General features: G+C 43.6%; 10 protein-coding genes. 5 read left to right on the forward strand and 5 right to left on the reverse strand.

Annotated features, from left to right (window positions below; all coding sequences use genetic code 11):
* Nucleotides 1–997, reverse strand: a 997-nt coding sequence (locus IJE10_00620; protein MBQ2966611.1) for a hypothetical protein, incomplete at its 3' end; no start/stop codon positions are given.
* Between the two features lie 139 nt (nucleotides 998–1,136).
* Here IJE10_00620 and IJE10_00625 point away from each other — a divergent pair.
* Nucleotides 1,137–1,937, forward strand: a complete 801-nt coding sequence (locus tag IJE10_00625) for a helix-turn-helix transcriptional regulator (GenBank protein MBQ2966612.1) — start codon at nucleotides 1,137–1,139, stop codon at nucleotides 1,935–1,937.
* Here the strand turns inward: IJE10_00625 and IJE10_00630 are convergent.
* Both IJE10_00630 and IJE10_00635 read right to left on the reverse strand, forming a co-directional pair.
* Nucleotides 1,934–2,458, reverse strand: a complete 525-nt coding sequence (locus IJE10_00630) for a YgjV family protein (GenBank protein ID MBQ2966613.1) — start codon at nucleotides 2,456–2,458, stop codon at nucleotides 1,934–1,936. The two genes, IJE10_00625 and IJE10_00630, sit on opposite strands and share 4 nt — an antisense overlap.
* Nucleotides 2,448–3,659: a Gfo/Idh/MocA family oxidoreductase gene (locus IJE10_00635; GenBank protein MBQ2966614.1), complete on the reverse strand. Its 1,212-nt coding sequence runs from the start codon at nucleotides 3,657–3,659 to the stop codon at nucleotides 2,448–2,450. Before IJE10_00635 ends, IJE10_00630 begins: the two co-directional genes overlap by 11 nt.
* A gap of 113 nt (nucleotides 3,660–3,772) precedes the next feature.
* Here IJE10_00635 and IJE10_00640 point away from each other — a divergent pair, with 113 nt between their 5' ends.
* Complete coding sequence (locus IJE10_00640) at nucleotides 3,773–4,603, forward strand: helix-turn-helix domain-containing protein (GenBank protein MBQ2966615.1); 831 nt, start codon at nucleotides 3,773–3,775, stop codon at nucleotides 4,601–4,603.
* Between the two features lie 328 nt (nucleotides 4,604–4,931).
* On the opposite strand, the gene IJE10_00645 is transcribed toward IJE10_00640, so the two are convergent.
* Both IJE10_00645 and rsmA read right to left on the reverse strand, forming a co-directional pair.
* Entirely contained in the window at nucleotides 4,932–6,701 is a 1,770-nt protein-coding gene (locus tag IJE10_00645) for a phosphoenolpyruvate carboxykinase (GTP) (GenBank protein MBQ2966616.1), read from the reverse strand.
* 119 nt (nucleotides 6,702–6,820) lie between these two features.
* Nucleotides 6,821–7,666, reverse strand: coding sequence for a 16S rRNA (adenine(1518)-N(6)/adenine(1519)-N(6))-dimethyltransferase RsmA (gene rsmA / locus IJE10_00650; protein ID MBQ2966617.1), 846 nt, complete (start codon nucleotides 7,664–7,666; stop codon nucleotides 6,821–6,823).
* Nucleotides 7,667–7,847: 181 nt separating this feature from the next.
* Between rsmA and IJE10_00655 the strand changes: the two genes are divergently transcribed.
* The 3 genes from IJE10_00655 (at nucleotide 7,848) to IJE10_00665 (ending at nucleotide 11,660) form a co-directional block, all read left to right on the forward strand.
* Nucleotides 7,848–9,812, forward strand: a complete 1,965-nt coding sequence (locus IJE10_00655; protein MBQ2966618.1) for a glycoside hydrolase family 31 protein — start codon at nucleotides 7,848–7,850, stop codon at nucleotides 9,810–9,812.
* A 195-nt stretch (nucleotides 9,813–10,007) separates the two neighbouring features.
* Nucleotides 10,008–10,739: a 30S ribosomal protein S2 gene (rpsB, locus tag IJE10_00660; GenBank protein MBQ2966619.1), complete on the forward strand. Its 732-nt coding sequence runs from the start codon at nucleotides 10,008–10,010 to the stop codon at nucleotides 10,737–10,739.
* 27 nt (nucleotides 10,740–10,766) lie between these two features.
* Complete coding sequence (locus IJE10_00665; GenBank protein ID MBQ2966620.1) at nucleotides 10,767–11,660, forward strand: elongation factor Ts; 894 nt, start codon at nucleotides 10,767–10,769, stop codon at nucleotides 11,658–11,660.
* Nucleotides 11,661–11,854 lie beyond the last annotated feature (194 nt).

Here is an 11,854-nt window from a genome sequence, read left to right on the forward strand (position 1 = left end):
TATCAATACCCTCGGCTTTTAATTCGTCCGAAATTGCTTTGATGTACTGTTTCAGGAAGGAAATATATTCGGGGGAATCTGCAGATACATGCCAGCCGAACATATAGTCGGTCTTGCCGTTTTCGGTAACCATGATGTTGGGCGCACATTTTGCACCCCACTGGGAAAAGAGGTGTGCCAGTTCATAGTATTTAATACCGCTCTTTTTGCAGATGTTTACAAAACGCTTGAATTTGGTAAAATCAAAGGTGTAAGTATCGCCGTTTTTCTCAATGTCAATCAGCTGAACGCAAGGGCGTGCTGTGCCGATTTCGGTATCTAAAGGCGGAGTGTGTGTCGGCACTAAAATCATGTTCACGCCAACACTTGCCGCTTTTTGAATGTAATCTTCAATGAGTGACCAATGTGCTTCAGAGTAAACATCTACATTGTGCTGGGTTGCAATGCAGTCTGCGTAAAACCAGCGGGTGTAAATGGTTTTTTGTGCAGGAATTACCACATCTATAACTTCCAATTCCAGCTTAGAGCAAACCGTTAAGATTTCAGGCTCTTTAGTGGGGAAGGTGCTGTTTAAGGTTGCCTGAATGCGGATGTCGTACTTGCCTGCTTCTATGTCTTCGGGAATGTTTACATTTACCCATACGACGGTGTTGTGGGGCACAAGACGAATGATATTGCCTTGTTCTTCAATGGGAACAAGCACATCGGGCATAAAGCCCGGCTCTGTAGTGATAAATTCATCCGCATGGTCTTTCGCGTCCGGGTGATTGACCGGAACATCCATGTACACTTCCTTTTCCACAAAAAGTGAAACCGAGTCCTTTAAAGGGGAAATGACTTCAAGCTTTGCATAGCAACGGGGGTCGCATCTAAAGCAAATCTGATAAGACACGCGCTCGCCTTTTAAAGCTTTTCTTCTGATAAATTCTTCTTTGGGTAACACATCGTGAGACCGCACCTTTTCCAAAGGTGAAATCTGTTTCATGGTAAATTGCATACTGTATTCTCCTTTTTTGTGTATTTCGTCAACAGATAATTAAATTGACATTTACTTATCTTTATTATATAATGGATATAAAGACATTGGCAATGGATAAATAGAAAATAAAAATGGACTTTTCGTCGGAGAGGCGCGTATGCAGACACAAACGTATCACAGAGTAAGCTATATAAGTGAATCCAATATCCAAAATGAAGAGGTTGCCCTGCAGGTGAACTGTTGTGGGGCGCTTCGGATGAACCATGCCTTTGTGACCCATCACGACCGTGTGGATTATTATTATCTGTATGTGCTTCGGGGGGCGTTATGTGTGGGAGAAGAGACGGTAAACGGGGGCGAGGTGTATCTTTTTTCGCCCGATACACCGTACAGTTATGAAAACAAAGGGGATTTGGAATATCTTTGGGTTCATTTTACGGGAAGCCAGGCAAGAGCACTTTCAAATGAAGTGTTTGGTGGGCTGGATAAAAAGGTGCAAATCGGAAACCATGAGGATATTGAAAAGCTGTTTGAACGGCTGTTTCGGGAGTTCATGATTCGGGATAAGCAGTTTGAAACCATTTCGGAGAGCATCCTGCGAGAAATTCTGGCACTTACCGCACGGTATACTCAAGAGGTGGATGTGCCGTTAAAATCCATGGCATATATTCATCGGCATTTTGCTGAGAATATTGCGGTACAGACTCTTGCGGATAAGGAAAATATGGGACTTACCGCTTTCCGTGCAGCCTTTAAAAAGCATACGGGCGTGTCTCCCAATACCTATCTGATTGACTTGCGTGTGCAAACTGCTTGTCTGTATTTATCCGATACCACCGAGAGCGTAAGCGATATTGCATTAAGAGTCGGCTACACAGACCCCTACTATTTCAGCCGCATATTTACAAAGAAAATGGGCGTTTCTCCATTACGATACAGAAAAAAGAGTAAGACTTAAGCCTTACTCTTTTTTCTGTATTTTATTTCCGTAATGATAATCGAAATGATGGATAATGTGTTGCTGATAATGGACGAAATAGAAAGGGTAAGGATTCCGTAAATCAGCCACAATGTCACGCCAGGAAGATTGAATTTGCGGACGTTGTGCGGATCTGTACACCAAAAACCGATGATGGCAAGACATGACCCGACAAGAGGCAAAATACCCTTGATGCTGTCCTGCGTGAGTATTGTACAGACAGCACTTACGATGCAAAAGAAAACAGGAATGTATGCAGATGATGCCCATTTTTTGTTTCCTTTTTGGGAAAACACCAGATTCCTTGCAACATTTACGGTGTTAATTGCACCGCCCGAGGGTTCGCCAAGCATGAAAAAGTGTACAGCCCACAATAAGTCCGAAATGGCTTTGGAAAAGATGATTTTTTTACGGTCATTGAACAAAAACGTAAAAAAGGCAATAATCATCGGAATAAAGCCGATTATCTGGGCGGTTATGTATATGGGATTATTTAACATCTTCAGGTGCCTCGCCGAAATCCGGAATATCTAACAGCACACCGCCCTGCTTTGCGGATTCGTGTGCAATCAGACCGGGAATGGTGAAACGCGCCGCTTTCCACGCGTTTACATAGGGCATTTTACGTTCTGCTACACAAGTGCAGAAGTCATCAATTAAAAGCTGATGGGATGCCATGTGTCCATTGGTTTGGGGCATTTCTTTGTAAGAATCGGGCAGGCGGTCAGCTTCTTTTTGCTGAATGGGTGCAAAGTCGCACCATTGCCAGGTGTGGTTGGCTACATTCTGTTTATAGTCCGGGTCGTTTTTGTGCTTGGTCATTTCAGCCGGATTTACATAGTCGCTCACATCCTCGATGTCTACACCCTTTTTGGTAAGACGGGTAACTAAGTGCTGTGCGTTATTAAACTGGTAAGAAGCTTTTGTGCCGTAAAAACCCGATACAAACGAGCTGGGCGCTTTGTAACCGATACGACGGCATTCGGATACTCTTGCAAAACCGCCGTTGCTTAAGTGCATCATAGAAAATTCATTGGAAAATACGTTGTCCCAGGGGTTTTTGCCTACTGCGAAGGGGGTATTTTCTTCTTTGTCCACATAGCCCACTGCGGAAACCTTTGTGGCATAGGCATTTGCCGCATTTAAAATCATTGCGGTGGAGTGGGTGGGATAGTAAAAGGGCGGAACAGCAGAAGCGGGACGGTCTGCCTGGAAGTCTGCGTGGAAATGGCTTAAATCGTGGAAATACTGGGACTCACCGTAAACGAAGTTGCCGAAATCGCCTCTTTCGTGCGCTTCCTTACAGTACATGGAGCTGGGATAATACACGCAGGTTTCGCCCATCATATAGATTTTCCCTGTGCGTTTTACAGCATCAATAATGCGCTTGCAGTCTTCAACCGAAATTGCCATGGGCACAGCGGAATATACGTCCATGCCTGCATCCAAAGCGCGAACAACCAGATCACCGTGGGTGTGGCGCTGGGTAAAGATTGCGACGGTATTGATACGGCTGTCTTTCAAAACATCTTCAAAGGTTTCAATGATTTCCGCACCAAATTTTTCGGAATAGTTCTCGGCTCTGGAGCGATCCAGATCGCATACATAAACCGCTTCTACGGTCGGATGTGCCTGAAACAGCGGAATGAAATGCTGAGAAAATTCACCGCAACCGATAACTGCCACATTTGTTTTTTTCACACAAAACACCTCTTTGTTTTTTTATTATTTTTCTTGATTATATCAAGGAGTTGTGCTATAATCAATGCAGAATACAAATAAAAAATTGGACAAAACAAAGATGGAGGAAGACCATGAAAGACAAAGAATTCAACCCGTGCGTGCGGTATGTGAATAAGGTTACCTACAAGGTCCCCTACGAAACATTTGTGTGTGCATTTGATTTTCGCTTGTTTTACGGCATTTCGGGTACCTTTTCGGTGGTGCTTCAGGAGAGATGTGAGACGCTTGATGCAGGGGATTTCATGACCGTGCCACCGGGTACGCCTTATAAAATTGAATGCGGTGCGGAAGAATGCGCATATTACATTGTGAATTTTGATTTTGATGCGTCTGCCATGGACATGCCTGTGCGTCCACCTGTGCCTGAAGGAGATTTTTCGGTGCAGGACATTACCTCTACAGCCTGCCGAAAGGCGTTTGAACTGCCTTGCGTAATCCGGCATGCGGAAGAAACAGAAACATTTATGGATGCGCTTTTTGAGTTATATCAAACGCCAAATTCTCCGCTCGGGTCGGGAATTATGAAGTGCATACTGGCAAAGGCGGAACAAATAAAAGAGTTGTCCGTGCTTGCACCTGAAAAGGAGAGATTGATTGGCAAAGTCAAACGATTTATTGAGCAAAATTTTAAAAATGATATTTCAAATGAACAGATTGCAAGTGTGACAGGTTATCATTCTTATTATTTAAATGCATTGTTCTTAAAGCATGAAGGGGTTACGTTACACAAATATTTAAATGGTGTGCGCATTAGAAAAGCAAAGGAAATGCTGCTGCATTCCGAAAAATCTGTTCTGGAAGTGGCAAACGATTGCGGTTTTCAGGATTCGGCATATTTTTCCCGCTATTTTGCCAAAACAACAGGTGTTGCACCAAAAGAATACCGAAAGCTTTCTAAATGAAAAAAAGCACCCGAATTTTTCGGGTGCTTTTTGTGTTGATTTTCGCTTGCAATTTTTGAGAAAGTGTGGTATACTGTACTTGCGACACAAGTAAATAACAAAACTGACATTGGTATGCATTTTTTTGTTTTGGCAAAAATGCATGCTCTGTTTCACATACCATTGTTAGTTTTGAAACAACCTTGTGTCGCAACTTGGGAGCCATGCGTTTTTCGTGCGTAGCTCTCAAGCTGCGCACTTTTTTATTGCGCGAGGATTCTTTCAAATGTTGCTACGCCACAAAAGCAAAAAGCACTCCAAGCGGAGTGCTTTTTGTATGTAAAGAAGATTATTTTAAGTTTTCTTCCAATTTTGCAAGCTGGTCTGCGATTTCCTTAGGCAATCTGTCGCCAAACTGTGCAAAATATTCTTTCTGATCTTTTACATCTTCCATCCAAACTTCCTTGTCAACGCTTAAGAGTTCTTTCAGAACGTCAGCATCCAAGTCAAGGTCGGTGGTGTCGATGTCGGTGGGCAGGTAACCGATGGGGCTTTCAACCGCATCTGCTTTGCCTGCGCAACGGTCTAAAATCCAGAGAAGAACGCGCATGTTGTCACCAAAGCCGGGCCACATGAAGTTGCCTTCTTCATCCTGTCTGAACCAGTTAACGTGGAAGATTTTCGGTGCTTTTTCTGCATCCATCTTCTTACCCATCTTCAGCCAGTGACCGAAGTAGTCAGCCATGTTGTAGCCAACGAACGGTTTCATAGCCATAGGATCGCGACGAACAACGCCAACTGCACCTGCAGCTGCTGCGGTGGTTTCAGATGCCATGGTTGCACCTACAAATACGCCGTGTTCCCAATCTCTTGCCTGGTATACCAACGGAGCGGTCTTAGCACGTCTGCCGCCGAATACGATTGCAGAAATCGGCACGCCCTGCGGATTTTCGAATTCAGAGGAGATGCAGGGGCAGTTTACAGCAGGCGCTGTAAATCTGGAGTTGGGATGTGCAAGCTTGTTGCCTGCAGCGGTATATTCTTTACCGTTTACTTCTGCACCCTTCCATTCGATTGCATTTTCGGGCGGATTCTTGTCTAAACCTTCCCACCATACGGTGTTGTTGTCTTTATTGATGGCAACGTTTGTGAAGATGGTGTTCTTCATGGTTGCCTGCAAAGCATTGTAGTTGGTCTTTTCGCTGGTACCCGGTGCTACGCCGAAGAAGCCGGATTCGGGGTTGATTGCGTACAGTCTGCCGTCTTCACCGATGTTGAGCCATGCAATATCGTCACCAACAGTCCAAACCTTATAGCCCTTCTTCTTTAAGTATTCGGGCGGAATGAGCATTGCGAGGTTGGTCTTACCGCAAGCAGACGGGAATGCTGCTGCGATGTATTTTACTTCACCCTGGGGATTTTCAAGACCTAAGATGAGCATGTGTTCTGCCATCCAGCCTTCCTGCATACCAAGATAAGAAGCGATACGCAATGCAAAGCACTTTTTGCCAAGGAGTACGTTGCCACCGTAAGCGGAGTTGATGGACCAGATGGTCTTATCCTGGGGGAACTGTACAATATATCTGTCATCGGGATTTACATCCTTCTTTGCATGCAGACATTTAACGAAATCATCGCTGTCGCCGAGGGTTTCCAAAACGGATTTACCGATTCTGGTCATGATAGCCATGTTAAGTACAACATAGATACTGTCGGTCAATTCAATACCGATTTTGGAGAAGGGAGAACCTACAGGGCCCATGGAGTAGGGAATTACATACATGGTTCTGCCTTTCATGGAGCCGGTGTACAAAGCGGTAAGCTTTGCATACATTTCGGTTGGGTCCATCCAGTTGTTGATCGGGCCTGCTTCTTCCTTGGTGGGGGTGCAGATGAAAGTTCTGTCTTCTACACGAGCTACGTCGTTTTCAGCTGTTCTGTGATAGTAGCAGCCGGGAAGAAGGTCCTGGTTTAATTTAATCATTTCGCCGGTTGCAACAGCTTCTGCACGGAGTGCTTCAAGCTGTGCTTCAGAACCGTCAATCCAAACGATCTGATCGGGGGTAGTCATGGCTGCCATTTCGTCAAGCCATGTTAATACTGCCTTGTTAGTGGTCATACGATTTCCTCCTTAAATTTGTTTATCAAATAATCCTATAGGGATATTTTTACATAAAATAATTCCAAATTTTCCCCTATTAAATGTTATATTCGACAAAACCTTTTTATTTCCTTTTTTTATTTTAATAAATTTGAAATTTTTATAAAGTCGGGAATAGACAATGTTTCTCCGCGTACCGTTTCGGGGAATCCGCACTCTGCAATAATTTCCTTGATGCGCGCTTTCCCAAGTTCGGGAAAACCTGTGGACAAGCCGTTGGCCAAAGTTTTTCTGCGCTGACCGAATGCGGCTTTTACTGTTCTGAAAAACACTTTTTTATCATCGGGCGAAAACTTCGGTGCTTCGGGAATGTCAAGGCGCAATACCGCAGAATCCACTTTCGGGGGCGGTACAAATGCACCGGCAGGAACAATTACTCTTTTTTCGGGGTTGGAATAATACTGCACCGCAACGCTGAGTGCACTGTAGTCTTTACTGCCCGGAAGTGCCACAATGCGGTCTGCCACTTCCTTCTGAATCATAATCACAATGCAGGAAATGCGGTCGCACTCTTCCAAAAGCTTCATAATAATCGGTGAGGTGATGTAATAGGGCAGGTTTGCCACAACCTTTACCTTTTCACCCTCGGGCAGGATTTCGTTTAAGTTGGTTTTTAAAATGTCACGGTTGATGATTTCCACATTGCCTGCATCTTTTGTAAGGTCGGCAAGCACGGGTACAATACCGCCGTCGATTTCTACTGCGATCACTTTTTTTGCCTGCTCTGCCATGCGGGTGGTGAGTACCCCGAGTCCCGGACCGATTTCTAATACCGTGTCCTCTTTGGTCAGCTCGGCGGAAGCCACAATCTGATTTAAAAAGTGGGCATCATAAAGAAAATTCTGTCCCAGACCTTTATGGAATATTAAGTTGTGCTGTCGCATAATCTCTTTGATTTGCGCAGGTGAGCTGATGTGTTCCATTTCGTTCCTCCCTGAAAAATTACATACACATATATTTTATCATATTATTTTGAAAAAAGCAATGCAAACAAAGTAATTTTGCAAAATTGTAAAGAATAGGTTTGTTGTATTTGAGAACAGAAAACTTATATACATTACTTGGACGAATTGATATACTAAAAACAACAGAAAGGGGATTGCTATGGGAAATCTGACTGTAAAAGGTGAAATGCTGGTTTTTAGAAAAAATGGCGAATATATTGAAATTGAGCCCTATGGTGAAAACATTTTTCGGGTGCGGGCAACAGCAAACGAACAAATTGAAGATATAAACTGGACACTTTTGCCTGCGAAAGAAACAAAAATTTTGTGGCAGGAAACATCAAATGGGTATAAAGCCCAAAACGGCTGTCTGGCCTTTGAAATGTTTTCTAACGGACAGTACCGTTGTTTGAAAGGTGAAAAAGAAATTTTTGCAAGTCAGACCTTTAAAAATGTGCATTCCGATGTGACCCGTTTATACTTGCCTGCAAGCGACGGCTTTTATAAAATCCGCGCAGGGTTTAAAGCTTATGATAATGAACATTTTTACGGTCTTGGACACGAATTTACCGATTTGTGGGATTTAAAAGGCGCTTCCTTGGATTTATGGCATTTTAACACCAAGTGTACCATTCCTTTTGTGTATTCCTCTAACGGCTATGGATTTTTATGGAACAGTCCTGCTATCGGACGGGTGGAATTTTCCAAAAACCGCACCCTTTGGGAAGCGGAAGAAGCAAAGCAGCTGGACTTTTTGATTATCGGTGGGGACACTCCTGCCGAGGTGATGAAGGGGTATGCAGAAATTTCGGGGTATGCGCCTAAAATGCCCGATTGGGCAACCGGCTTCTGGCAGTGTAAACTGCGCTATCTGACCCAAGACGAAGTGCTGTCGGTGGCAAGGGAATATAAGGAGAGAGGCATCAGGCTTTCTTCTATTATTATTGATTATTTTCATTGGACCGAGCAGGGTGAGTTTCAGTTTGACCCCAAATACTGGCCCGACCCCAAGGCTATGGTGGACGAGCTTCGTTCCATGGGTATTGAGCCGATTGTATCGGTCTGGCCGACGGTGCATCGGAATACCAGATATTTTAAAGAATTAAATGAAAAAGAGTTACTGGTGCGTACCGAAAAAGGCTCTTTTGATGTATTTGATTTTCACGGCCCCGTAACGTATTATGACATGACCAATCCCAAGGCACGGGAATTTGTCTGGAATTTAATTAAGAAAAACTATTTTGATTTAGGTATTAAGACTTTCTGGCTGGATGTGGCAGAGCCTGATATTTATCACGATGCGGATTTCGGGAATCTGCGGTATGCTATGGGTAACGGCAATCAGTGCAGCTCCATTTATCCGTATTATTATCAGAAAATGTTTGTTGACGGTTTGAAAGCTGAGGGAATAGAGGATATCTGCTTGCTTACCCGTTGCGGATGGGTGGGCAGTCAGCGTCAGCACGCACTCATCTGGTCAGGGGACATTCCTTCTAAATTTGAAAGCTTAAAAATCTCCGTGCAGGAGGGTTTAAACATGGCAATGAGCGGTATACCCTGGTGGAACAGCGATATCGGCGGTTTCGGTGGCGGTGACGGCGAAAGCGACTATTTCAGAGAGCTGATTGTGCGATGGTTCCAGTTTGGTGTATTTTGTCCCGTAATGCGGTTACACGGTGTGCGTAAATTTTACGGTGAACAAGACTCTGAATTGTTAGAGCCGACAGGCGGTCCGAATGAAATCTGGGTGTGGGGCGAAAGGAATTACGAAATCTTAAAAGATTTAATTGCTCTGCGTGAGCGGTTAAGACCCTATGTTGCAGAGCAGATGACGCATGCATCCAAAACGGGTACGCCCGTGATGCGTCCCATGTTTTATGATTTTAAAGAAGAAATCTGCTACAGCTTAGATGAGCAGTACATGTTCGGACCGGATATTTTGTTTGCACCTATTGTAAAGCAGGGGCAGACCGAGCGGGAAGTATACCTGCCCGAGGGCGAAGAATGGGTGGATGTGCACACCAGGGAAGTTTTTAAAGGTGGCAGGTGGATTTGCCGTCGAGCAGAACTTTCGTCGTTTATTGCCTTTGTAAAAAAAGGCAAAAAGGTGCTTGAAGTATTTTAATATAGAAAAAAATCAAGTTTTTTTTGAAAAAATCTGAAAAAAGACTTGATTTTTTTGTTTATTTCTGTTATACTACTATGGCGGTAAAAATACGCACGCTTAAATACAAGGTAGCCGGTGCCAGAAAATTGGTCGTTACCAAGGATGATTTTAAGCGGAGGAAAAATTATTTTATTAACCACGGAGGTGTTGAAAATGGCAGTTATTTCTATGAAACAATTGCTCGAAGCAGGTGTTCACTTCGGTCACCAGACCAGAAGATGGAACCCCAAAATGGCAGAGTATATCTTTGCTGAAAGAAACGGTATCTACATCATTGACTTGCAGAAAACCGTAAAGAAAGTGGAAGAAGCTTACGATTTCGTAAGAGACATCGCTGCAAACGGCGGTGAAGTTCTGTTTGTTGGTACCAAGAAACAGGCACAGGATTCCATTAAAGAAGAAGCAGAACGCGTTGGCATGTACTATGTAAACGCAAGATGGTTGGGCGGTATGCTCACCAACTTCGGTACCATCAAAAAGAGAATTGAAAGATTAAAACAGCTCTACAAGATGGAAGAAGAAGGTACTTTTGAACTTCTCCCCAAAAAGGAAGTTACAAACCTTAAGAATGAAGAAGAAAAGCTCGAAAAATATCTCGGCGGTATCAAAGAAATGAAAGATATCCCCGCTTGTATGTTTATCGTAGACCCCAAAAAGGAAAAGATTGCTGTTCAGGAAGCACACAAATTAAACATTCCGATTGTTGCTATCGTTGATACCAACTGCGATCCGGAAGAAGTTGACTTCCCGATTCCCGGCAATGACGACGCAATCCGTGCAGTAAAACTGATTGCATCCACCATTTCCAACGCAATTTTGGAAGGCAGACAGGGCGAATCCTTTGCAGTAGCAGAAGATGACGCTGAAGAAGCTGTTCAGGAATAATTCAATTCTTTAGGGAGGTAAAATATTATGGCATTTACAGCTAAAGATGTAATGAAATTAAGAGAAATGACCGGTTCCGGTATGATGGACTGCAAAAAGGCATTGACCGAAACTGATGGCGATATGGACAAGGCAATCGAATTCCTGCGTGAAAAGGGTTTGGCTACCGCTGCTAAAAAAGCAGGCAGAATCGCTTCCGAAGGTATTGTAAAAACTTACATGACCGACGACAAGAGCGTTGCTGTATTGGTTGAAGTTAACTCTGAAACCGACTTCGTTGCAAAGAATGACGAATTCTTGTCTTTCGTTGATGTTGTAGCTAAGGCTGTTGCTGACAACAACCCTGCTGACGTTGACGCTTTGAAGGCTATTGAAGTAAACGGTGCAACCATTGGCGATACCCTTACCGCTTTGATTGCAAAAATCGGCGAAAACATGAACATTAGAAGATTTGCTCGCGCTGAAGGTAATGTTTGCACATACCTCCATGCTGCAGGCAGAATCGGTGTATTGGTTGAAGCTGAAGGCGCACTCGATACCGAAGAAAAGTATGAAGCTGCTCGCGATATCGCAATGCAGGTTGCAGCAATCAACCCCTTGTATCTTTCTAAGGATACTGTTCCGGAAGCTGATCTGGAACACGAAAAGGGCATCATCTTGGCACAGATGAAGGAAGATCCGAAGAACGCAAACAAGCCCGAAAACATTTTGGAAAAAATGCTCGGCGGTAAAATCAACAAGTTCTTCGAACAGAACTGCTTACTCCAGCAGGCTTTCGTTAAAGACGACAAGCAGGTTGTTGAAAAGTACTTGGCTTCTAAGGGCGTTAAGATTGTTAACTTCGTTCGTTTCGAAAAGGGCGAAGGTCTCGAAAAGAGAGAAGACGATTTTGCGGCTGAAGTTGCAAGCATGACTAAATAATTAATGTCAAATGAAAAACTCCTGACCATTTGGTCAGGAGTTTTTTTGTGTGCAACGAAAACCACGCGATAGTTGAACTTGTAAAGTAAAAGTAGACACTAAAAACCACGAATTACACAAACCCTTGTTCAATTCTATATTGAACAGGGGTTTTATAATTTAATTTGTATGATAATCTTTCGTTATTAAAGTAA

The sequence above is a fragment of the Clostridia bacterium genome (assembly GCA_017410375.1).
Lineage (GTDB): Bacteria > Bacillota > Clostridia > RGIG6154 > RGIG6154 > RGIG6154.